Source organism: Larkinella ripae (genome assembly GCF_054780775.1).
In genome coordinates this window covers 546,193-568,609 of the sequence record NZ_BAAGVR010000014.1, presented here as the reverse complement: position 1 = coordinate 568,609, position 22,417 = coordinate 546,193, and the positions used below count along the sequence as shown (strand labels likewise).

The following is a 22,417-nucleotide window of genomic DNA, read 5'->3' as shown; positions in this document are numbered from 1 at the left end:
AGTTTATTTAAGGTAAGGCTTTAAATAAGCAATAACTTCCTGAGCTGAGTCCGTACCAACACCCGTTAATTCATGGCCAACTCCAGGATGCAGTTTGTAAACATGAGATACGCCAAATTGCTGCAATCTGTCGTTGAGTTGTTGCGCCTGTTGATAAGGGACAAGCTTATCAGCAGTTCCGTGGACGATCAACGTTGGGGGGCTGCTGGAATCAATATACTTTAATGGACTTGAACTGTTGTACAAGGTAGTATCAGCTGAACTGGGGTTGCCCATTAGCTGAGTCAGTAGCTTTTTTAAGAGGGGGTCGGTAGCTTGCTTATAAAACGAAAGCATGTCGGCGGGACCCATCTGATTGATTACCGCCCGGGGCTTAAATGATGAAGGGCCGTATTTATAGGCATACAACATCGCTAAATGAGCCCCGGCACTTTGGCCCCAAACAACAAAGTCCCTGGATATTTTGTAAGTATTACTGGCGTTCAGCACCTTCTCAATGCAAGTTTTTACATCCTGTTCCTGAGCTGGGAATTTCTTGGAGCCTGTGGATTGACTGTATAGCCTGTAATCGAGAATAACAAATGCAGTTGCGGGAAAGAGCTGCCTGAGCGTAGGAATGATATAGGTATATGAATCTTTATTTCCTTCTATCCAGGCCCCACCATAGACAAAGAACAAGACAGGCGTCGTTGTTTCACTTCGTCCGGCAGGCAGGTAGATATTGTATTTTTGTCTGCTATCAGTGCCGTAGGTCTCGTTTAATAAATCCTCCTGCTGTACAGATTCAGCTGGAACTACATCATTGGTTCTCGTGCAGGATCCAGTGAGACCAATCGCTGCCAGGCATAGACACGTAATTATATTTTTCATAGGCTTTATCTTTTTAATCAGTAATTGAGTTCTTATACCAAACAGGCACATTGATATAACTGGTACAGCAGGCTGCTAAGATAATATTTTGTAGCTGTTTATCAGTTAGTTATAATTAAATAATCTCTTCTAGTTTCTTATTCACTAAACTATCGCATCTGTTTAGTTGAATTGTCTGAGCGGTTTATCATATATCTTTTTAAAGATACGGATTATCAACAATCATTTCAATGCATTTGAATCATCTAGGAAATCCAGATTATTTAACGAAAAAGGGTACATTAGCCGAAGCCAATGTACCCTTCGATAGCCTGAAGGCTACCTTTCAAAAACCTGTTATTTAATGCTAGTAAAATAGGCAAACGTGCCAAGCAGGTAGTCTGAGGCTGCTGAAGCGTGTCCTTTGTTTTTAAGCGGTTTTAATTCAACACCAGCAGCACCCCTTTTCCGCATAGCATCAAAAGCGTTCTGCGAATTGAAAAAGTAAACCAGGTCGTCGGCTGTTCCATGATACAGGTAGGTTGGCGTTTTAGGCTTCCAGTCAAAGACATCATTGTCTTTAACCGCGTTCATAAATTGGGTATCCGTCCCCTGATTTACGCCCCTTTTGAAGTTATCCGTAAATACATCGCTCATACTGACTTTAATTTCCACACCTCGGCCCTTTTGAACAACCTGCGTCGCATAAGGCTCTTTCAGGTAATAATTCATCGGTCTGTTTAGCTTGTAGGTGTCGTTATAGGTCAATAAAGCCCATAAATAGATTTTGTTGTACCCTGGATTACCGGCGGTTTTTTCATTAATGATGTATTTCATGAAAGCCGTTTTGTTATAAGCGCCTGCACCACAGGACGAGGCCACCAGATTAAATTCCGTAGGGTATTCTTCTTCAATTTTTTTCTGTAGTGACATTGTAGCGTAGCCACCTTCAGAATAACCGGTGAGGAATAATTTATTATTCCACTTGATCGATTTCTTCTTCAGAAATTCTTTGGTAGCCCGGATCATATCCAGCGAAGCGGTGGCCAAACCGTTCCGAATTTCGTACGTGTGCGGAATCGTCTTTGACTCGCCATAGCCAATATAATCAGGGCAAACGATTATATAACCAGCCGAGGCAAAGAAGACACCGATAGTAGCAGCATCACTCTTGGCACTAAAATACGATGGTGCTTCCGTTTCGCTGCCAATTGTGCCGTGCTGCTGACTAACCATCGAAAGAGGGGTGGTTGACGTTGGAACGATAACAGCACCCGAAGCTTTCGTTGTTGTTCCATCAGCTAGAGTGGTGTTATAAACGACCTTGTACACCTTGATGTCGTATTTTGCCCCGTCTTTTTGAAGCTGAACGGAAAGCTGACCACTGGTTTGCGCGGCAACCTGCGCTTTGGATAGAGATTTAATCTCAGTGAAACTTACCAAATAAGAATCGATTGCCTTACTTGAAACTGTGCCGGAAACTGGAGGAGTGATTGGAGTTGGATCAGAACCGGTTTCGGTGTTTTTGCAGTTAAATAGAAAAAATGCGGTTAAAAAAAGCAGTGTCAGTACTGACGTTTTACGGAGGATTACCATACAAATTAATTGAGTAGAATTAGTTGAGTATAAGCACAATAGCTATTGTGTATAAGGGTAAATGTATTCTTTTTGACTTATTGTACCAAACAATTTTGGAAGCTTCCAGCCGGAATAGTCCATTAAAATTGGATAATGATGTCTTATATTTTCACCAATTGGATAGAACTTTGAAAAAATAGACTATTACAAAGTGTGGATCTTTTAATTTTCGTGGAGCTGATGAATTCATCGCCCGATTTTAGGCGCTAGGGGAATTAAAAACGGGCAATGAATTTTTCTTTCAAACTACTGTCTAGGGGCGTAAAATTACTAGCCTTGATGAGGTTTTTTGGACTCATCCTGGCTCAATGTTCGTCGACTATTTCAAACTAGGTAAGAAATCAAAGACCGCTTGGTCCCTTTGCGTCGTTCATTCTAAGTCGGTTTCGGTGAGTCGCCTGCTGTGAACAAATCCAGAGCATTTGCCAATCGGGTCTGGAGCAGTTTCATCAGTTAATAACTTTGGTCCATATACGTCTGATTATCCCCTTTACTCCAGCGCAATCTTGGCCTGAATCACCGGGTGTTCATTCAGGCCGACGCGGGAAAGGGGGGCGTTGCGTCGCCAGGTACCGCCGTTAATCCTTTCCCAGTAGGTCGCCGTGCGTAACTCCCGGTTGAAAGCCAGGTATTGCCCGAAACACTCCCGTCCGTTCTTCTGTCCGTCCGGCATTTTAAACGAAGTCGCAAATTTGTAGCGGGCTTCGTCGGTTGGCAGCCATTCCATTGCAATAAATAATCCTTCTTTCGGAAACGCAATCTGGTACCGCGACAAATCAACTTCGCACCAGGTATTTCCCCGCCGGGCGGCTGTTACGATGCTCTCGGGCAACTTGTCTTCGCCCGGTTCGCCATCCACATTAGCATACACCCTAACCCGGAACGGCGCCGTCGGAACGCCCCCACGGGCAATCAGGTACGAAACCCGTTGCAGGTACCCGCGAATGCCGTTTGTGTTTCGGACGTATAACGCAAATTCGATGTTTCGACCCGAACAGTTTCCCCAGACAATGGGCGACCGCTTCCGGAGCGCCCCAACCGTTGCCAAACGTGGTTTTTGCCCTTTCACCACAATTTCAGCCAGCACATTGGATCTGGCACGCAACCGGTATTCCGTGGTATCGGACAAACCGGCTAACGGCAGCACCAAAGGCTCAAAACCAACACAACTGATCAACAAACTATCAATGCCTTCCGGAACCCGGGCCAGAAACTTCCCCTGGGCATCGGCGTAAGTCCCGAACCGGTGCTGCGGCTCACTGATGAGCGCGTAGGCAACGGGCTGATCACTTCCTTCCACAAGCACATGTCCTTTTAAAATTGCTTGTGCAAGCACATTTACAAAACTAGCGAAAAAAATTATTAAAAACACAAAAAGGCGGCAGAATTTAGTATACATGGAAAACCGTCAACAATTCGGTAGTTTTGCAATTCGGGTTAAAAAAATACGGCGCGCCCTTGCTGCGTGAAACCGGAATCCGAATCGCATTCTCAATTCGTCCGTTTTATGGAATTAAAGCACGTACCGCTCGAAAAAACCCACGAACAACTTGGGGCAAAAATGGTGCCGTTTGCCGGATTTCTGATGCCGGTGCGGTATTCATCCGATATTGAAGAACACCAGACCGTTCGCAATGCCGTTGGTATGTTCGACGTGTCGCACATGGGCGAGTTCATCCTGAAAGGGGAGAAAGCCCTGGATCTGATTCAGAAAGTGTCGGCCAACGATGCCTCATTACTCTACGATGGCAAGGTACAATATAGTTATTTACCCAATAAACAGGGCGGGGTAGTTGATGATTTACTGATTTATCAGATCAGCCCCATTGAATTCATGCTGGTCGTTAACGCGTCGAACATCGAAAAAGACTGGGACTGGATTGTGAGCCAGAACGACTTTGGCGATGGGGTAGATATGGTCAATATCTCCGATGACACCTGCCTGTTTGCCGTGCAGGGGCCGCTGGCGGCTCAGGCGCTGCAACCGCTGACCAACGCCAAGCTGGATTCAATGTCGTACTATACTTTCGAGAAAACAGATTTTGCCGGTTTTCCGAACGTCATTGTGTCGGCAACGGGCTATACCGGCGCGGGCGGTTTTGAAATTTACGTGGCCAACGAGCAGGCCGAAGCCGTCTGGAAGGCCATTATGCAAGCCGGCGAACCATTTGGCATTAAACCGATTGGCCTGGGTGCCCGCGATACGCTGCGACTCGAAATGGGGTTTTGTCTGTACGGCAACGATGTTGATGATACGGTCTCGCCCCTCGAAGCCGGTTTGGGCTGGGTGACGAAATTTACCAAACCGTTTATCAATTCTGAGAACCTTCAGAATCAGAAAAACGCGGGCCTGCCGCGCAAACTGGTCGGGTTTGAAATGCTCGACCGGGGGATTCCGCGGAGTCACTACGAACTCTGCGACGCCGATGGAAACCGCATTGGCGAGGTAACGTCCGGCACACAGTCGCCGACACTCGGCAAAGGCATCGGCATGGGCTACGTACCGACCGTATACAGCAAACCGGGTTCCGAGATTTTTGTCAAAGTCCGCGACCGTCTGCTCAAAGCGCAGGTCGTGAAATTGCCATTCGTGAAAAAATAAAGTCCGTTTACGGTTTTCAGTTTACGCTGGCTGCCACGTTCAAAAACAGGCGGCAGCTACCGAAAACCGTAAACCTTAAAAATCGCTACCTTGAAAACCATCGACGTCTGCCTGACTCCCGACTTACTCCATCTTCATACTGATTCGCTTGAAAATTCCATCGTGGTGGTTGCCGACGTGTTCCGGGCTACCTCGTGCATGGTGACGGCTTTTGCGCACGGTGTCAACAGCATCATTCCGGTGGCCACGGTTGAGGAGTGCAGCCAACTACAGGGCCGGGGGTATTTGGCCGCGGCCGAACGAAACGCCCAGAAAGTCGAAGGGTTTGACCTCGACAATTCGCCGTTCAGCTACATGGATGAGGGCCTGATCGGCGCCAACATCGCCATGACCACCACCAACGGTACGTACGCTATCACGCGCTCGCGCAACGCCGTGAAAGTGCTGGTGGGTTCGTTCCTGAATCTGGAAGCCATCGTGCGGTTTTTGCAGGGCGAACGCTACGATGTCATGATTTTGTGCGCGGGCTGGAAAGGACGTGTCAACCTCGAAGATACGCTCTTTGCGGGTGCCCTGATCGAGCGGCTCAAAGACGAATACATGGTTCCGGAAGACAGTGGATTGATGGCCTGGCGGTTGTATGCGCAGGGCAAAAACGACTTGCCTGCTTTTCTGGCGCCCTCCTCACACGTCCGGCGGCTTCACCGGCTGAGCATCCACAAAGACATTATCTATTGCTTGCAGCACGATTTATACGATGTCATTCCGGTTTTGCGGGGCAGTGCGTTGGTCAGCATGGAAGTGTAGAAGTTCAATTTAATCTAAAAAATGCCCCCTTGCTTTTCAGGACCGCTGTTACGGATCTGGTGCTTTTGGTTGCTCGTGAGCAGTCCGATTTGTGCTTTGTTCGCGCAAAACCGGGTGTATTATCTGGACAGCCAGCGCGGCAACGACAGCAATCCCGGCAACCAGCGCCGACCCTGGAAAACGATTGAAAAGCTAAATTCGGTTCGTTTGAAAACCGGCGACCGGGTGTACCTGAAAGCGGGACAAACCTTTGAAGGGCCCTTGCAACTCACGGGTTCGGGTACGCAGCAACAGCCGGTTGTCATCACCACATCCGGTTCGGGAAAGGCAATAATCGACGCCGGAAAGGGAGCTGCGGTTCTGGTCCGGAACGCTGGTTTTCTTAACCTGCAAAACCTGGATTTGCGCGGGAAGGGGCGAAAAGACGGGAATACGGCGGACGGTGTGGTCGTTTCCACCAGCCGGCATATTTCGCTGGACAACCTGAATATCAGCGGTTTTCAGCACTCCGGGCTTCGGGTAGAGTCTTCTTCTAACGTGCGAATCACGCACGTCAACGCCCACAACAACGGTTTTGCCGGAATTTTTGTGACGGGAAACCGGTCAAAGACCGACTGCCAGCATATTTATATCGGCCAGTGCCGGGCCGAAAACAACCCCGGTGATCCCACCGTTCTGACCAATCACAGCGGCAACGGGATTCTGGTTGGCCTGTGTTCCAGGGTGCTCATTGAGTATTGCGCAGCTACCAACAATGGCTGGGATATGCCCCGGAAAGGCAACGGTCCCGTCGGCATCTGGGCCTACGAAGCCGACAGCGTGGTTATTCAGCATTGTTTGTCTTACCGCAACAAAACGTCCGTGGGCGGGGAAGATGGGGGCGGTTTTGACCTGGACGGGGGCGTAACGAATTCAGTGATTCAATACTGCCTGTCGTACGAAAATCAGGGCAGCGGTTTTGGACTGTTTCAGTATGCGGGAGCCAGCCCCTGGTTCAACAACACCATTCGCTACAACATCAGCGAAAATGACGGTACGGTTTCGGCCGCCAAAGCGGGCATTTACGTCTGGAATGCCGCGGGTGAGTCGGACCCTATCAGGCAGTGTTACGTTTACAACAATGTGATTTACAACGAGAAAGTTGCAGCGATTCGGTATTCATCCGAAAGTGCCCACCGGGATTTCAACTTTTATAATAATGTGCTGGTGGCCCGCGACCCGATCATAACCGGCAACGATGCGGGCGATGGGTTCGCGGGGAATAACTGGTGGAGCCTGACGAGCGGTTTTCATGCGAATGGTGCGAAGGATTTCAAAAGCTGGGCGCAAAAAACCGGGAAGGAAGTCCGGAAAGGCCAGCTCGTCGGCATAAACAGCGACCCGAAATTTCTCAATCCGGGTCAGACGAAGCTGACGTCACCTTCACAGCTCAAGACGTTCCGGACGTATCGGCTGCCCGAAAAATCTCCGCTCCGGAAGGCAGGACTGGATCTGAAAACCGAATTTGGAATAGAACCCGGCCCGATTGATTTTAACCAAAAACCGGCCCCGGCCATCGGCATTGGTGCTTCTTTCTGACGGGTTACTGGCCGCAAAACCGGCTTTACGTCCTGCTGAGAGCGACTTTGTGCTACCGCCTGATTGCCACTGAAGGCCCGTCGGGAGAAACCCGCTGGGGTAAAGCGTAAAAGAACGTGGTTCCCTGTCCGGGATTGCTTTCGGCCCAAATCCGCCCACCGAGCCGGGTGATAAAATCCTTGCAAATCGTTAGAGCAACGCCCGCGCTTTGATCAACCGGCGACGAGCTGGTTTTGCTGAACGCGAACAGGTGGGCCAGTTGCTCCCGGGTCATTCCACGTCCTTCGTCTCTGACGGAAACAACGACTTCAGCGGCATCCGTCAGTGCATCAATCCATATAGAACCGCCTGCCGGCGAGAATTTAAGGGCGTTGTGAAGCAGATTCCGGTTGATAAACTGAATGATTTCCCGGTCCGTATGCAGAACAAAGGCCTGATCGACCCGGTTGAGAATCGCGATTTTTTTGTCTTCCACCAAACCGTGGTGGAGCGCCGTAACTTCATCAAGCAACGGGTGGAGCGCAACGTTTTCCAGCGTGGCGGTGTAGCCGGCATATTGCTTTTTCACCCATTGTAAGATGTTATCGAAGGTTTTCAGGATGGTTTCAACCTCCTGTTGCAGCGAATCGTAGAACAGCACCAGTTCTTCGGGTTTAAAAACGTGATTGTCTTTCAGCAACCCCACCAGGCTGAGCGTGGTCGTGAGCGGAGATCGGAAATCGTGCGCCAGCATCGAAACCAGCCGGGCCTTAAACTCATCCGATTGCGTCAGCAAGGTGTTCTGCTCCACAATCGTTTTGTTGAGTTCGGTCTGCAAGCGGGCCTGTCTGCGCATTTTTTTGTAGCCGATGAAAATCATCACGATGGTTCCGAGCGCCAGGAGTGAAAAACCGACCAGCAGCCCGATGACTAGACGGTTGTTGCGGGCTTGCGTTTCCAGTTGGTTGATTTCCTGCTGCGTATTGTAGTACGTAATGTAATCCCCGATAAAATCTTTGTTGTTGTTTTTTTCTTCCTCCAGCGCCAGCACCAGTTGCGCGTTCGTTCGGGCCAAACCGGCCGGGTCATTTTTACGCCGGTAGCAGTCGGCCAAAGCCTTTAAAATTTCGATTTTGAACGTGACAAAACCGTTCCGGGTTGCCAGGGCATAACTCGAATCGTAGCAGGCAATGGCGCTGTCGATTTCGTTCCGTTTCAGGAAGTATTTGGCGTAATAATCCAGCCCAACGATTTCGTGGTACTCCCACTGGTTGCGCCGGGTGATGGCCAGCGACTGCTCAATAAGCGCCCGCGCTTTTGCGGTTTCGCCGGTTTCGATCAGTTGGTCGCTTTTGAGTTGCTGCACAAAAAGCAACGCCCGGTCGTAGTTGAACCGGATGGCTATTTCCTGGGCTTTATTCAAGTAATAATCCGCCGAGTCCGGCCCCGATTTGGGGCGGAGGAGTTCATAATTGGCGTACAGCATGCTCTTGATCGAATCCGACGAAAGCGCCCTGGACTGGCTCAGGGCCATTCGGGAAAACCTGACGGAGTTGGTCTTGTCGCCCAGCACCTCATACACCACCGCCGAATTCATCAGCATCTGAACGGTCCCGATCGTATCCGGAATGCTTTCGTATTCCCGCAGGGCTTTCGTATACAAGTCGAGCGCCTGGCGGTAGGCCCCCTTCAGAAACAACGCCGTGGCAATGTTGCAGATGGCGTCGGCCTTTCCTTTGGGATAATCCAGCCGGTCGGCGATCGCTTTGGCCTGAATACCGTACAGGAGGCAACTGTCGGCACTTTTCATGTGCATCATGAAGCCGATGAGATTCAACTTGTCGAGGTAGGTGGTGCTGTCTCTGGCTTCCGCCAACTGTTTCTGCAGCTTTCTGACTTCCAGCATCTGGGCATTGGCCGAAAAGACTGCCAGATACAAAAGGCACAGTATAAAAATACGAACGACGTTTCCAGCCTGCAAAGCTGCCATTATAACGAATTGATAAATAAGAAACTAAGGATAAGAAGGGCAGAAGGACAGACTTTTCTCAGCGATGAAGCAACGATAAATTTTTCGAAGATAAGCTTTTTTCAAAAAAGACACGGATTTAGTAAATCGTCCGATGCCTAGGGATCCGTACGTTTTCCAACAAAAAACCGCCTTGAATTCCGTTCAGGAATTCAAGGCGGTTTTTTATACCGGTATTTTCCAGTGATCTAGGCCTGCATGGCAACGTGTTGTTCGGTTTGCAGATAATCGACAACGCCCTGAAACGTCGTTAGTTTTGAATAATCTTCATCGGGAATCCGGATCCCAAATTCCTGCTCCAGCTGCATAATCAGATCAACCGTATCCAGACTGTCCAGACCCAGGTCGCGCGTAAAGTGAACGGAAGGATGAATGGCCGACTCTTGAATGCCAAAATTTTTGAGGATGTTGGTTACGCGATCTTTCATGGTCGTGTGCTGTTTTCAGGTTATCTAAATGGTGCAGACGAAGATCTGCGGTGTGAGGAAGCGGCTATCGGATTAGGCCACGCCTAGAAAACCGTCTGTTTACTTTTTTAGTTTGCCAGACAATAAACTTTTCGCGACCATTTTATAACAAATTTTCGCCTACGAGTCGTTTATATTCCAATTGATTCAACACCAACTGGTACTGATAGTTGAGTCGGGCCAGTTCGGCTTCTTCGACACCGGTTTCGGCGCTCTGCAACTCCACCGGGGTAATGACCCCGGACTGCAACCGAATCTGCGCAATTTCCAGGGCTTTCCGGGCTTGTAAAACCTGCGTTTCCAGGTTCTGTAAGCGTTGCTGGTTGCTCCGGATGTCGGCACTCAACTGGTCCAGGTTCTGGCGCAACTGCGCGTTTGCATTATCCACGGCATGGCGGCTGGCGTCGAGATTCAGCCGGGCCGCCTGATTTTGCAGCGTGTATCGTTTGCCGGAATAAATCGGAACCGTCAGGTTGACTCCGGCGGCAATGTTAAACTTCAGCGTACCAATTTCCGGTAAATACCCGTTGCGATAGCCCGCCGAACCGCTAAAACTCAGGTTGGGCCGTCCGCTGCGGCTGTAGGCCAGCAAATCGGTTTGGGCCGCCCGGACCCGGTCCTGCGCCAACTGTATTTCTTTGTTACTGGATTGAGCCGTTTGCAGGCTGCCTTCGGTGGTAAATGGCTGCACCTGTGCTTCAAATTGGGCGGCAGCCGGGCTGATGGCCGGATTTGGATTGCCGGTCAGATACGTCAATAACGCCCGTTGACGATCCAGATTGTTTTGCAGGTCAATTTTTCGATTTTGGGCGGCTTTCAGACGGACCTGTTGCGTCAGCAAATCATACTGCAGGGCTTCGCCGTTTTGCAGGCGATTGGCAAAAATCTGAATGTTTCGCTGCGCCACCTGAATAACCGAATCCTGCACCGTGAGGCTCTTTTGCAGAAAACCGATTCCGTAATAGGCCGCAGCCACCTGATAGCCGAGGTTCTGGCGGGTCAGCTCCAGGTTTCGTTTCAGAAGCTGAACGTTGTCGGCGGCCTGCCGGATGCTGGCGTCGGTCCGCCCGAAATCGTAGAGCGTTTGTCCGATACCGATGTTGGCGTTGATGTTGTGGTTGGGCTGAAACTGAATGGTTGTCTCATTGCCGTTGACGGGCAGGGTTGCCTTTGCCACGGGCGTCACGTACTGATAACTTCCGTTGCCGGCAATGTTGGGCTGGTAGGCCGTCCGGGCAATGTCCACCCGCACTTCGCCCGCCCGCACCTGCTGTTCCTGCTCTTTCAGGCGCGGAAAGTTGGTGTTGGCCTGGTTGATCAAATCCCGCAAGTCGCCCGGAATGGCCTGAGCCCCCGCGGTGAAGGTGGTTAGCGCCGTAAGTAGGACTAAGCTTAATCGTCTCATTTCAGTTTTTAAATAATTGTGGATACGGACCGGCCGGTTTTTAGTGGGCGGCATCGGCTGCGGCTTTGGCGGCTGTCGGGTCCATTTTTTTGCTTTGCATCAGAAACAACAGCGGCAAGGTCACCACGAAAAAGAGCCCGGCGAGCCGAAACGTATCGAGGTACGAAATCATGAGCGCCTGTTTGGAAATAATGGCGTCGAGGTTTCGGTAAGCCCCCGTCACGGCGTCCAGCGCATTCATGCCGCGAGCTATGAGGCCCTGCGTGAGCGCATTCAGCCGGTCGGTAGTGAGCGGATCACCGGCTTGCAGGTTCGATACCAGGTCGCTGCGGTGAACGGCACTGCGCTGGGCAATGTAGGTGTTTGTAATCGCCACTCCGAAGGCCCCGCCCAGTTGCCGAACCATGTTCGTAAACGCAATACCGGTGGGGAGTTCCTGCGGTTTTAGCGTCGAAATCGACTGGTTAATCAACGGAGCATTGATCATGGCCAGACCCGCCCCGCGGACCAGCAGCGCCCACGTAAAATCGCGTTCGCTGGCATCGGCGTTTAGGTTCGACATCATGAAACAGAACGCGATGAACGACAGGTAACCAAGTATCGCGAAAATCCGGGGGGAGACGCCATTCGCCAGCGACCGCCCGACGACCGGAAACATGATCAGGGCCACGGCCCCGCCCGGAATCAGGATATTCCCGGTTTTTGTGGCCGTATAGCCCACAATTCGCTGCGCAAAGAGCGGAAACAGCAGAATCGACGTAAACAAACCGTACCCGATGATGAACACCAGAATGGAGCCAATGGCGAGGTTGCGGTTTCTGCCTACCACCCGCAAATCCATTACCGGGCTATCGGTTTTCAGTTCCCACCACAAAAAAAGCGGAATCGAAATCGCGGCCGCAATCGTCAGGTACAGAATCGTGTGGTCATCGAACCAGTCGTCGGCTTCCCCCCGTTCCAGTACGTATTGCAAACTGCCAACGCCAACCGCCAGCAGCAGAATCCCGATCTGGTCAATTTTGATCCGGCTGCGGTCGATGTTGAACTCGGAAGGCAGTTTCTCGACAAAGGTCGTGCACAGAAAAACCGCCAGAATGCCAATGGGAACGTTGATGAAAAACATCCAGCTCCAGTGGTAATTGTCGATGATGTAACCGCCCAGCGTCGGCCCCAGCGTGGGGCCCATCACGATGCCCATTCCGAAAAGGGCCGAAGCGATGGCCCGCTGATTGGGCGGAAACGCATCGTACATAATGCCCTGCGAGGTCGATAGCAAAGCCCCTCCGCCAATGCCCTGCAAAAACCGGAAGGCTACGAGTGTCCACAGATCGTCGGCAATTCCGCAGAAATACGACGCAATCGTAAAGAGGATGATGGAGCCGATGTAGTAGGTTTTTCGCCCGAAGTAATTCTGCAAAAAACCGGTCATCGGAATGATGATCACGTTGGCGATGGCGTAGGCCGTGACCACCCACGATATGTCTTCAATCGTTACGCCCAGATTTCCCGCCATCTGGGTCAACCCCACGTTCACAATCGAGGTGTCGATCAACTCCAGAATAGCTGCCGAAACCGTGGTGATCACGACAATCCACCGCCTGAATCCCGTTGGTGTTGCCATTTTTACTGAACTTTTACGGCGACATCCGTGCTTAAACCGGCCCGCAGGAGGTCTTTGTATTTCGCCGGATTTTCGATTTCTATTTTCACCGGAACGCGCTGCGTGACTTTCACAAAGTTGCCGGATGCGTTATCGGCGGGCAGCAGGGCAAACTTGGCCCCGGTCGCTTCCGAGAGCGATACCACCTTGCCTTTCACGTCCAGATCCGGATAGGCGTCGATTTTGACATCCACTGGCTGCCCCACACGCATGTGCTCCAGTTGCGTTTCCTTGAAGTTGGCCACCACCCAGAACGTAGAGTCGTTTACAATCGTAAACAGGCTCTGCCCGGGCTGCACGTACTGGCCGACTACGATACTTTTTCTGCCAATTTTGCCGGTAATGGGGGCGGTTATTTTGGCGTAGCTCAGCCGGAGTTTAGCGTTGTCGATAGCCGCCTGCTTTACTTTCAGCAGGGCCTGCACTTTCAGAATATTGGCCTGTGCCTTCGCAATAGCCGCCTGGGCCACGCTTTCGGACGTTTTCGCCAGCGCAATCTGCTGGACGTTGGCTTCATACTGCCGGTTTTGGACTTCGGCGTTGTTGCGTGAATCCTCCAGTTGTTTCTGGGTCAGCGACTGGCCTTTGTACAGATTTTCGTCGCGCTTCAGGTCGTTGGTGGCTTTTGAAACGCGGGACGACTGAATGGCGGCATTTGACTGCGCTACTTTCAGATTTTGCTGCACATTCCGGGAGCTGGCCTGCGCATTTTGCAAATCCGCCTTGGCGGTTTGAATGTCGGCCAGCGTTTGCTGGTAATCGGCTTCGGCCTGCTGCAGGGCCACTTCGTATTCCTGCGGATCGATCGTGATAAGCGCTTCCCCGCGTTTGACGGTTGCGTAATCCTCGATGGAAACCTGCTGCACATAACCGGCTACACGCGCCAGAACCGGGGCCGTACTGCCCTCAATCTGCGAGTTGTCTGTAGTTTCGTATTGCTGATTGTAGCGGTACGACTGAAACCCGTAGAAAGCGGCTGCTACCACGACAACCAGCACAATCAGGCGGGGCAGGTATTTTTTTACGGGTGTGGGTTGTTCTGTTGCCATTTTTTGACGGTCGTATAAATCTTGTTTTAGTAAACCAAGTTGACTATTTTTGCACAAAAGTAAGGGCCTCTATTTGAATAGTCAACCTAATTGACTAGTTTTTGACGGCTTTAACGGAATTTTAATTTTTGGGCGAGAACAGGGTAGAAGTTTCTTTTAAATCGCAGATTGTCATTACTTTGCGAAAAAATAGTAACTTATTTAGTCAGAAAATTATAAAGCAGTATGACGAACAATGAATTGGCAACGGTCGAAAAACCGTTCGATTTTCAGGTTTTCTACCAGGAGCGTGAGCGGTCTCTGGGCCGGCTTATGTCAAAAATAAAACGGTATATGGGTCGCCATATCGAGCTGCGACTAGCGGAAACAGGCTTTCTGGATTTCAAGGCGAGTTATATTGCTTTTCTGGCCAACATCGAAGAGGACGGCATTACGAACAACGAACTGGCCAAACGCGCCGGCATCACCAAGCAGGCAATGAGTAAAGTGGTGAAGTTGCTGGAAGACGATGGTTATATTTATACGGTCAAAAACGAGCGGGATTCCCGGTCCAGCCGGATTTTTATCAACGAGCGCGGAAAAGAGCTTTTGGTGGCGGTTTTTAACTGCATGGAAGAGGTCAAGGAAAAATTCAGTGCCATTGCCGGCCGGGAACAGGTTGAGCAGATGGTGGATACGATGGTGCTGCTGGTGCGCGAAATTGAGAAAGACAGCGGTCTGATTCCGTTGGCCGGTTTTCCCTGCGCGCCAAACTTCTCACACTAAAAAACACCCCAATCGAATCGGTTGGGTTTTTTTTTAGTTACCTAGAAAAACCGCATTGCCATGAAGTTTTCGTCCGTCAATCCATACACCCAACAGAAAATCAATTCCTATCCGGCGCTGAGCGCTTCTGCGCTTGACCGCAAGCTGAGGCAGGCCGACCAGGCTTTTGCGGATTGGTCCGATTTGTCACTGGAAGAACGGGTGGGTTATTTTCGGAAAGTAGCCGCTTATCTGCGCAGCGAAAAGCAGCGGTATGGTGAATTGATGACGGCCGAAATGGGCAAAACGCGCAAAGAAGCCATCGCCGAGGTCGAAAAATGCGCTGTTGGTTGCGACTACTACGTTGAACACGCTCCCCGCTTTCTGGCCGATCTGAGGGTTGAGACGGAGGCCAAAAAGAGTTTCATTGCGTACCAGCCGCTGGGGGCCGTGCTGGCCGTGATGCCCTGGAACTTTCCGTTCTGGCAGGTCTTCCGGTTTGCGGTTCCGTCGTTGCTGGCGGGCAATGTCGGACTGCTGAAACACGCGGCCAATGTGAGCGGTTGTTCGCTGGCAATTGAAGAAATCTTTCGGGCCTGCGGTTTTCCGCCGGGGGTGTTTCAATCGTTGCTGATCGAATCAAAAACCGTTGAAACAGTCTTGAAGGATTCGCGCGTGAAAGCCGTTACGCTGACGGGCAGCGAAAAAGCCGGGGCGTCGGTGGCGTCGATTGCCGGAAGTCAGATCAAAAAGGCGGTTTTGGAACTGGGTGGGAGCGACGCGCTGATTGTGCTGGCCGATGCCGATCTGGAAAAAGCCGCTGAGGTGGCGGTTCTGTCGCGGATGCAGAACGCCGGACAGAGCTGCATTGCCGCCAAACGGTTTATTGTCGAGAAATCGGTCAAAAAAGAATTTACGGAACGGGTTCTACGGCAGATCGAAGCCATTCAGCAGGGCGATCCGACGGACGAAGCCACCACGATGGGGCCAGTAGCCCGGGTTGATCTGGCCGAAGCCATCGAGAAACAATGCGCCGAAACCGTTGAGCAGGGCGCGCGGATTCTACACCGCGGAAACAATCCGGCGATCCGGCGGGAGGGCTGCAATGTTCCGCCGATTTTGCTCGACAAGGTAAAACCGGGTATGACGGCTTTTGACGAAGAAACCTTTGGTCCGCTGGCCGTTATTGTGGAAGCCAAGGATGAACGGGATGCCGTCAAACTCGCCAATCAATCAAACTACGGCCTGGGTTCGGCGCTCTGGACGCGGGACCTGGATCGGGCTGAGCGGCTGGCGCGGCAGATTCAGGCGGGGTCGGTGTTTGTTAATTCGCTGATGCGCTCCGATCCACGGGTGCCGTTCGGGGGCGTCAAAACATCCGGTTTTGGCCGGGAACTGGCGGAAGTCGGCCTGAAAGAATTTCTGAACATCAAAACCGTCTGGATTGATTAGTTCGTGGGTACTACACCGCCACCTCGACGACGGTGCCGTGATCGGAGTAAATCCGGAACTGACCGCCGAGTTCTTCGGCCCGTTTCCGCATGTTTTGTAAACCGTAGTGGTGATCGAGTGAATCGTCCTGATTCCAGGACAAACCGTTGCCGTTGTCACTGACGCTCAGTTGAAACGAACCGTCGGCCCGGGCGCTTAACAAAACCGTTACTGCCGTCGCCTGGGCGTGTTTGACAACGTTGTGCAGGGCTTCCTGCATAATCCGGAACATATTCAAAGCCTGAACGGACGTCAGCGGCTGGGCCAGTTGCCCTTCCGTCTGAATCGTGACCTGAAGCGGTTCCAATTGCTGAAAATACCGCCCGACATACTGGCTGACGCGTTCTTCAAATTCGTCCAGCGTGAAGCTTTCCTGGTGGATGGCCCAGATCGTATCGCGCAGCATTTTAATCGCTTCGCGGGTGTAATCGACCACGGACCGGAGTTGCGCCGAAAGCTGGTACGTATTGGGCACCGGTTCTTTGGCAGCCTGCCGCCCGACTTGCTGCAAGCTGTTGACAATGAACGACAACTGAGCGCCCACGTTGTCGTGGAGGTCGCGGGCAATGCGTTCTTTTTCCTGCAGTGACTCGTTTTTGAGCTGTAGTCCCTGCACGTGCGCTTCAAAAGCCAGGCGTTGCTGCTGGGTTCGTTCGTCGCTGAGTTGTTCGTTGTGATCGCGGATGAGCTTGTAGCGATACGCCAGCCCGAATGTCAGCACCGTAACTTCAAACAACGCGGCCAGCGCGTAATTTTCGTAACTTTCCAGAAACGTGTAGGTGGGCAACACCTTGAGATTGGCCAGGATGATCAGAAAGTTGAGCGTGTAGAACGGACTGACGGCCACCAGATACAGCCAGGCTTCCTGCACCCGATACCGTCGCACCAGATTGATGACGATAAAGGCCCAGATCAGCGGCATGGGCAGCCAGTAGAAAACAATAAAAAGCCGCATCAGAACCTGCTCAACGGCGGGCGGTACGTAGAGCACCCATTCGGCCAGCAGTGACGTCAGGCAGAAAATACCGCCAACCAGCGCCACCGTTGCCACCCGGTGCCAAAGCCGGCTCGGGGTTTTTTCCAGCGACAGAAACGAACGGACAAACAGCAACTGGAAAAAGAACAGCAGGAGCGGAAAAAGAAAATAGACGTTCCGGTTGGGCATCCGGAACTGGTTGTCGAAGAAAAACTGGTACAAAAAACCGTCGTTGATAAAAAAGTAGCCCGCCAGACCCAGTACGCACAGAATGTACTTTCCGTAAATCCGGTCGAACGTGGTCAGGTAAAAGAAAAAGCTGATGACGATTACAAAGACGAAAATGGCGAAAATGCCGCCCCAGAACGCGTAATCTTTTAGAATGAAACTGTCGAGGGTGCCCTGCGGGCGAATCGTGATCGGAACGACCTGAACACCCCGGCTTTTGAACGCCCGGACGTAACAGCTTACTGCTTTGCCGGCGGGTAACGTAAACGGAAACCAGTAATTCCGGTGGTAAACCGTTTTTTGGGTAATGGGCGTTTTCCAGCCGTATACGGGCGACGTATACAGGATTTGCTGGCCGTCGGTGATGTACAGTTGCAACTCATCGAAGGCCCAGAAATCGACTTCGCAAAACAGCGCCTGAATCTGCGCCGACGTATTCTGAAGGTTGAAGCGCAGCCAGACCGGATGGGCGTGCTGATTGCCGCTGGTATAGCCAAAATTGGGAACCGGGGATGGGTTGGGCTGAAAGGCCGTGGCGACCGCTGGCCGCAGCACTTCCTGAATGGTCAGCCGGTGGCTGGTGTCCTGAATGAACCAGATGCCCTGGTCGAGCACCAGCGGTTCGCTGCCGGACGGAGTGGGTATGACCGGTTGATCTGCCCGTGCCAACAGCGGGAAGAAAAGTCCTAAAAAAGCGACAAGCCGGTAAAGAGGAGCCATACCGTCGGGTGGGTTCGGCTTCAAATATACTTAAAAACCGGCTTGGGTGTTAGGGAGTTAGCAATTTTGTTACAAAACGATTTCGCCGTACAGATCGAATTCGTGAGCGTCCGTGATGCGCACGTTTGCGAAGTCACCCTGGCGAACGTACTGGACGGTCGGCGTCCCAATCGCGGGAACCAGCACTTCATTGTCCACTTCCGGCGAATCGAACTCGGTGCGGCCGATGAAAAAACCGCCTTCTTTCCGGTCGAACAACACTTTATAGGTATTGCCAAGCTTGGCCTGGTTGAGTTCCGACGAGATGCCCTGCTGCAAATCCATAATCGCATCGACCCGCTCCTGCTTGATGTCGGCCGGAACATCGTCGGGCATCGAGTACGAATGCGTTTTGTCTTCGTGGGAATACGTAAACGCCCCCAGCCGGTCGAAGCGCATCCGTTCGACAAACTCGTAGGTTTCGTCAAACATCGCTTCGGTTTCGCCGGGATGCCCGACGATGAGCGTGGTCCGGAGCGCAATGCCGGGCACCCGTTCCCGGATGGTTTCGATCAGGGCTTCGGTTTTTTCACGGGTAATGCCCCGGCGCATGATCTTGAGCAGTTCGGTCGAGCCGGTTTGCAGCGGCATGTCCAGATACTTGCAGACGTTCGAGCGGTCCCGCATGACCTCCAGCACGTCGAGGGGAAAACCGGACGGATAGGCGTATTGCAGCCGAATCCAGTCGATGCCTTCGACGTCGGCCAGGCGGTTGATGAGGTCGGCCAGGGTGCGTTTTTTAGCCAGATCCAGGCCGTAATACGTTAAATCCTGCGCAATCAGAATCAATTCTCGGGTGCCGCGCCGGGCCAGCGATTGTGCTTCTTTTACCAGTTCTTCCACCGGGCGCGAAACGTGATGCCCGCGCATCAGCGGAATGGCGCAGAACGAGCAGGGACGGTCGCAGCCTTCGGCAATTTTCAGGTAGGCAAAGTGGGCGGGCGTGGTCAACAACCGTTCGCCAACGAGTTCGTGCTTGTAATCGGCTTTCAGCGTCTTGAGCAAACGCGGGAGCTCGTTGGTACCAAACCAAGCATCGACGGTCGGAATCTCTACTTCCAGTTCGTCTTTATAGCGGTGTGACAGACAGCCGGTTACGTACACTTTATCGACAACGCCGGCGTCTTTGGCATCCACATACCGCAGAATCGTATTGATCGATTCTTCCTTGGCATTGTCGATAAAACCGCAGGTATTGATCACCACAATGTTGGCATCGTCTTTTTTCGATTCGTGGGAAACGTTGTAGCCGTTGCCTTTCAACTGGGTAAAAAGCACTTCCGAGTCCACCAGGTTTTTGGAACACCCCAGCGTAACAATATTGATTTTATTCGAACGTAATCCTTTTGTTTTCAAAATAGACCAAGATTAAAACGGAACCACCTGATGAACAGGATCACCTCCGCGCCGGACAACGGTTTTTCGGGCAAACCAGATTAAATGATACCGCCAGACCGCTAACCGTCTTAGCGGAACACCGGAAATTTTTGCAAAGTTCGGAAAAGTACAATTCAGGAGAAAGTTATGGCGCTACAATCCACGGAAATTTATGCGGAATGCGGAGAATCTGCACGCTTTTGAAATAGTCGGCGATGGCGAAATCCAGGTAGCTTTTGTTATGATTTAAATAAATCCGGCGCCCGTCTTTCAAGTGAAAGATGAAATACCGGTATCCGGTCACTAATTTCCCCGATGAAAAGTCAGGCGTATGGTTTTCAATTTTTTCTACCTCGGCGACCGTAAAATAAACCGTGTCCCCGCTGGTCGCTATCTCCACACTTTTATCGGCTGGATTCAAGGTTACGGTTTTTTCTTTTGTGATGAGCCAATATTGCCATTCCAGCCGGAAAAGGCGTATAGACCACCAAAGGATATACAGCGAAACCGCCAGCATAACCAATGCGGAGAGCCGGTGCCAGGGGGTCGAGGCAGTCTGGATTGCAAAGAAGATCGCCAGGTAAATTATAAACAGGTTACTGAGTACGAAAAAAATCAGAAACAGGAAATCGAAGCGGGTAAAATACTCTTGTTCAGTGATTTGATAGGATACCTGAACGGACAACGGCGACTCGTCGCCCAACGATTTTGCCGTATAGCGAATCAGCCGGTAAATAAACCAGCCGAACGGCGTCAGCACCATCATGGTAATCAAAAGCGCTTCCATAACGGCTAAAATACCGCCTGATACGAAATGTCAAAGGTGATGGTGGACCGGCGGTTTTTCTCGACCGTCACCGGAAAAATGTTGCTGTCGCCGTCGAGCAGGTTGGCATATAACCCTTTTTCCTCCCGGACAAAAACCGAATACCGGCCCGGCGGCAGATTAACGCAGAACTTGCCGTCTTGATCGGATTGGACTTTTCTGACGAGCCGCGTTTTGATGGTGGAATAAAAACCGTCTTCCGCCGTTTCCGTCTGCCCGGTTTTGGTCAATTCATAAATCAGCACCTCGCGCACCACGGGCTGCCCTTTCGGCTGCGGCCGACCGGGCCCGGGCATATGATTTCCGGATTTAAACAAAACCGTACCGCAAATGCCCTGAAACGCTTTCCGGTTTTGGCTGGGTTTGCAGGCCGCAAAAAGGACAAAGGCCAGCAGAAGCAGGGGCGGTTTTAAAATTATGGACAACGGTTTTACAAGCATAATTGGAGGAGAAGAAAAGCATCTACCATCTTACACTTTCTTAAAAAACGAATCGACAAACTCCATCTTGCTGAAGGTTTGTAAATCGTCGATTTTTTCGCCGACGCCAATGTACTTTACCGGAATCTTGAACTGATCCGAAATGCCGATCACCACGCCCCCTTTGGCGGTTCCGTCGAGTTTGGTGATGGCCAGGGCCGTCACGTCCGTCGCCTTCGTAAATTCCGTAGCCTGGATGAAGGCGTTCTGTCCCGTCGACCCGTCGAGCACGAGCAGCACCTCATGCGGGGCTTCGGGCAGGAATTTCTGCACCACCCGTTTGATTTTCGACAATTCGTTCATCAGGTTTACTTTCGTGTGCAGACGACCCGCCGTGTCGATAATCACCACATCGGCATTCATGTCTACGGCTTTCTTAACGGCGTCAAACGCCACCGCCGACGGATCGGTGTTCATGCCGTGTTCGATGACCGGAACACCGACGCGCTGGCCCCAGAGTTTCAGCTGGGTAACGGCAGCCGCCCGAAACGTATCGCCGGCCCCCAGCACCACTTTGTAGCCGCGCTTGTGGAACTGGGCCGCCAGTTTGCCAATCGTTGTGGTTTTGCCGACGCCGTTGACACCGACCACCATGATCACATACGGTTTTTTGGTAGCGGGCAACGAAAAATCGTCATCCACATCCACGGATTTGTTTTCGGCCAGCAAAGACGCAATTTCCTCCCGAAGAATGGTATCCAACTCGCTGGTATTGACGTACTTATCCCGGGCCACGCGGTCTTCAATGCGCCGGATGATTTTCACCGTGGTTTCAACGCCCACGTCGGATGTCACCAGCACTTCCTCCAGTTCGTCCAGCACTTCTTCGTCGACGGTCGATTTGCCGACCACCGCGCGGTTCAGTTTCGAAAAAAAACTTTCCTTGGACTTTTCCAGTCCTTTATCGAGTGATTCTTTTTTTTCCTTCGAGAAAAAATCAAACAGCCCCATTTTGTAAATGTTAACGGATGATGGTAGAGGAAGACCGCAATTGGATGCACCACGTCTTTTGTCCCGAACAAAGATAAAAACAAAAAAGTCCCACCGAGGACCGAAGGGACTTTGAATTGTACAGAACCGGAAGACTAGCCTTTCAGGGCAGCTTGTACTTCTTCCAGCGGGACCATTTCTTCTCTAAAGGTGTAAGCACCGGTTTTCGGTGATTTTACGGCTTTGATAATCTTTGCGAAGTTCTTACCGCCACCTTCCTTTTTCAGGGTTGCAACAACTTTCTTTGCCATTTTGGATCGTCGGGAACAGGCCCGTAGTTACAATTATTTAATTTCTTTGTGAACAGTTACGCGCTTCAAGTTCGGATTGTACTTTTTCATTTCGATCCGGCTCGGCGTATTCTTACGGTTTTTGGTGGTGATGTAGCGCGAGGTACCCGGTACGTTCGTGTCCTTCTGCTCCGTGCACTCCAAAATCACCTGAATTCTATTACCTTTCTTAGCCATTGCTGTAAATATTTTCT

General features: G+C 51.4%; 20 protein-coding genes. 5 read left to right on the top strand and 15 right to left on the bottom strand.

The window, feature by feature from the left end; translation table 11 throughout:
* Positions 1-3 precede the first annotated feature (3 nt).
* From ACYVHX_RS09260 to ACYVHX_RS09250, 3 genes are all read right to left on the bottom strand, one after another.
* A complete protein-coding gene (locus ACYVHX_RS09260) occupies positions 4-870 on the bottom strand; it encodes a prolyl oligopeptidase family serine peptidase (RefSeq protein ID WP_460671336.1) in 867 nt (288 codons plus the stop codon).
* 336 nt (positions 871-1,206) lie between these two features.
* Positions 1,207-2,445, bottom strand: a complete 1,239-nt coding sequence (locus ACYVHX_RS09255) for a lipase family protein (protein WP_460671335.1) — start codon at positions 2,443-2,445, stop codon at positions 1,207-1,209.
* Positions 2,446-2,977: 532 nt separating this feature from the next.
* A complete protein-coding gene (locus ACYVHX_RS09250; protein WP_460671334.1) occupies positions 2,978-3,886 on the bottom strand; it encodes a carboxypeptidase-like regulatory domain-containing protein in 909 nt (302 codons plus the stop codon).
* A gap of 108 nt (positions 3,887-3,994) precedes the next feature.
* On the opposite strand from ACYVHX_RS09250, the gene gcvT reads away from it, so the two are divergent.
* The 3 genes from gcvT (at position 3,995) to ACYVHX_RS09235 (ending at position 7,474) form a co-directional block, all read left to right on the top strand.
* Entirely contained in the window at positions 3,995-5,089 is a 1,095-nt protein-coding gene (gene gcvT, locus ACYVHX_RS09245) for a glycine cleavage system aminomethyltransferase GcvT (protein ID WP_460671333.1), read from the top strand.
* Positions 5,090-5,179: 90 nt separating this feature from the next.
* Positions 5,180-5,896, top strand: coding sequence for a 2-phosphosulfolactate phosphatase (locus tag ACYVHX_RS09240; protein ID WP_460671332.1), 717 nt, complete (start codon positions 5,180-5,182; stop codon positions 5,894-5,896).
* A 75-nt stretch (positions 5,897-5,971) separates the two neighbouring features.
* On the top strand, positions 5,972-7,474 hold the full coding sequence (locus ACYVHX_RS09235) for a right-handed parallel beta-helix repeat-containing protein (RefSeq protein ID WP_460671331.1): 1,503 nt from the start codon (positions 5,972-5,974) through the stop codon (positions 7,472-7,474).
* 52 nt (positions 7,475-7,526) lie between these two features.
* Here ACYVHX_RS09235 and ACYVHX_RS09230 read toward each other — a convergent pair whose 3' ends face one another.
* From ACYVHX_RS09230 to ACYVHX_RS09210, 5 genes are all read right to left on the bottom strand, one after another.
* A complete protein-coding gene (locus tag ACYVHX_RS09230) occupies positions 7,527-9,392 on the bottom strand; it encodes an ATP-binding protein (RefSeq protein WP_460671330.1) in 1,866 nt (621 codons plus the stop codon).
* Positions 9,393-9,670: 278 nt separating this feature from the next.
* A complete protein-coding gene (acpP, locus tag ACYVHX_RS09225; RefSeq protein WP_460671329.1) occupies positions 9,671-9,910 on the bottom strand; it encodes an acyl carrier protein in 240 nt (79 codons plus the stop codon).
* Between the two features lie 142 nt (positions 9,911-10,052).
* A complete protein-coding gene (locus ACYVHX_RS09220; protein ID WP_460671328.1) occupies positions 10,053-11,354 on the bottom strand; it encodes a TolC family protein in 1,302 nt (433 codons plus the stop codon).
* Positions 11,355-11,394: 40 nt separating this feature from the next.
* Entirely contained in the window at positions 11,395-12,975 is a 1,581-nt protein-coding gene (locus ACYVHX_RS09215; protein ID WP_460671327.1) for a DHA2 family efflux MFS transporter permease subunit, read from the bottom strand.
* 2 nt (positions 12,976-12,977) lie between these two features.
* Positions 12,978-14,063, bottom strand: a complete 1,086-nt coding sequence (locus ACYVHX_RS09210) for an HlyD family secretion protein (RefSeq protein ID WP_460671326.1) — start codon at positions 14,061-14,063, stop codon at positions 12,978-12,980.
* Between the two features lie 225 nt (positions 14,064-14,288).
* On the opposite strand from ACYVHX_RS09210, the gene ACYVHX_RS09205 reads away from it, so the two are divergent.
* The gene (locus ACYVHX_RS09205; protein ID WP_460671325.1) at positions 14,289-14,828 is read left to right on the top strand and encodes a MarR family winged helix-turn-helix transcriptional regulator; all 540 of its coding nucleotides are present in this window, start codon (positions 14,289-14,291) and stop codon (positions 14,826-14,828) included.
* 60 nt (positions 14,829-14,888) lie between these two features.
* Positions 14,889-16,259 carry an NAD-dependent succinate-semialdehyde dehydrogenase gene (locus ACYVHX_RS09200; protein WP_460671324.1) on the top strand — a complete coding sequence of 457 codons (1,371 nt, stop codon included), beginning with the start codon at positions 14,889-14,891 and terminating at the stop codon, positions 16,257-16,259.
* A gap of 10 nt (positions 16,260-16,269) precedes the next feature.
* Here the strand turns inward: ACYVHX_RS09200 and ACYVHX_RS09195 are convergent, their stop codons facing one another.
* The 7 genes from ACYVHX_RS09195 to rpmG all read right to left on the bottom strand — a co-directional run bounded on the left by ACYVHX_RS09195 (position 16,270) and on the right by rpmG (position 22,400).
* On the bottom strand, positions 16,270-18,222 hold the full coding sequence (locus ACYVHX_RS09195; RefSeq protein WP_460671323.1) for a sensor histidine kinase: 1,953 nt from the start codon (positions 18,220-18,222) through the stop codon (positions 16,270-16,272).
* A gap of 69 nt (positions 18,223-18,291) precedes the next feature.
* Positions 18,292-19,617 (bottom strand): 30S ribosomal protein S12 methylthiotransferase RimO, encoded by a 1,326-nt coding sequence (rimO, locus tag ACYVHX_RS09190; RefSeq protein ID WP_460671322.1) that lies wholly within the window; start codon positions 19,615-19,617, stop codon positions 18,292-18,294.
* 166 nt (positions 19,618-19,783) lie between these two features.
* Positions 19,784-20,425 carry a hypothetical protein gene (locus ACYVHX_RS09185; RefSeq protein WP_460671321.1) on the bottom strand — a complete coding sequence of 214 codons (642 nt, stop codon included), beginning with the start codon at positions 20,423-20,425 and terminating at the stop codon, positions 19,784-19,786.
* A gap of 5 nt (positions 20,426-20,430) precedes the next feature.
* A complete protein-coding gene (locus tag ACYVHX_RS09180) occupies positions 20,431-20,889 on the bottom strand; it encodes a hypothetical protein (RefSeq protein ID WP_460671320.1) in 459 nt (152 codons plus the stop codon).
* A 45-nt stretch (positions 20,890-20,934) separates the two neighbouring features.
* Complete coding sequence (ftsY, locus tag ACYVHX_RS09175) at positions 20,935-21,894, bottom strand: signal recognition particle-docking protein FtsY (RefSeq protein ID WP_460671319.1); 960 nt, start codon at positions 21,892-21,894, stop codon at positions 20,935-20,937.
* 134 nt (positions 21,895-22,028) lie between these two features.
* Positions 22,029-22,184 (bottom strand): DUF4295 domain-containing protein, encoded by a 156-nt coding sequence (locus tag ACYVHX_RS09170; RefSeq protein ID WP_111626371.1) that lies wholly within the window; start codon positions 22,182-22,184, stop codon positions 22,029-22,031.
* Positions 22,185-22,217: 33 nt separating this feature from the next.
* Positions 22,218-22,400 carry a 50S ribosomal protein L33 gene (gene rpmG, locus ACYVHX_RS09165; RefSeq protein WP_460671318.1) on the bottom strand — a complete coding sequence of 61 codons (183 nt, stop codon included), beginning with the start codon at positions 22,398-22,400 and terminating at the stop codon, positions 22,218-22,220.
* Positions 22,401-22,417: the final 17 nt, after the last annotated feature.

Excerpts from the sequence above, each read along its gene's own strand:
- ACYVHX_RS09260 (WP_460671336.1), bottom strand. The coding sequence starts at position 870 with ATGAAAAATATAATTACGTGTCTATGCCTGGCAGCGATTGGTCTCACT.
- ACYVHX_RS09255 (WP_460671335.1), bottom strand. The coding sequence starts at position 2,445 with ATGGTAATCCTCCGTAAAACGTCAGTACTGACACTGCTTTTTTTAACC.
- ACYVHX_RS09250 (WP_460671334.1), bottom strand. The coding sequence starts at position 3,886 with ATGTATACTAAATTCTGCCGCCTTTTTGTGTTTTTAATAATTTTTTTC.
- gcvT (WP_460671333.1), top strand. The coding sequence starts at position 3,995 with ATGGAATTAAAGCACGTACCGCTCGAAAAAACCCACGAACAACTTGGG.
- acpP (WP_460671329.1), bottom strand. The coding sequence starts at position 9,910 with ATGAAAGATCGCGTAACCAACATCCTCAAAAATTTTGGCATTCAAGAG.
- ACYVHX_RS09220 (WP_460671328.1), bottom strand. The coding sequence starts at position 11,354 with ATGAGACGATTAAGCTTAGTCCTACTTACGGCGCTAACCACCTTCACC.
- ACYVHX_RS09215 (WP_460671327.1), bottom strand. The coding sequence starts at position 12,975 with ATGGCAACACCAACGGGATTCAGGCGGTGGATTGTCGTGATCACCACG.
- ACYVHX_RS09210 (WP_460671326.1), bottom strand. The coding sequence starts at position 14,063 with ATGGCAACAGAACAACCCACACCCGTAAAAAAATACCTGCCCCGCCTG.
- ACYVHX_RS09205 (WP_460671325.1), top strand. The coding sequence starts at position 14,289 with ATGACGAACAATGAATTGGCAACGGTCGAAAAACCGTTCGATTTTCAG.
- ACYVHX_RS09200 (WP_460671324.1), top strand. The coding sequence starts at position 14,889 with ATGAAGTTTTCGTCCGTCAATCCATACACCCAACAGAAAATCAATTCC.
- ACYVHX_RS09195 (WP_460671323.1), bottom strand. The coding sequence starts at position 18,222 with ATGGCTCCTCTTTACCGGCTTGTCGCTTTTTTAGGACTTTTCTTCCCG.
- ACYVHX_RS09185 (WP_460671321.1), bottom strand. The coding sequence starts at position 20,425 with ATGGAAGCGCTTTTGATTACCATGATGGTGCTGACGCCGTTCGGCTGG.
- ftsY (WP_460671319.1), bottom strand. The coding sequence starts at position 21,894 with ATGGGGCTGTTTGATTTTTTCTCGAAGGAAAAAAAAGAATCACTCGAT.
- ACYVHX_RS09170 (WP_111626371.1), bottom strand. The coding sequence starts at position 22,184 with ATGGCAAAGAAAGTTGTTGCAACCCTGAAAAAGGAAGGTGGCGGTAAG.
- rpmG (WP_460671318.1), bottom strand. The coding sequence starts at position 22,400 with ATGGCTAAGAAAGGTAATAGAATTCAGGTGATTTTGGAGTGCACGGAG.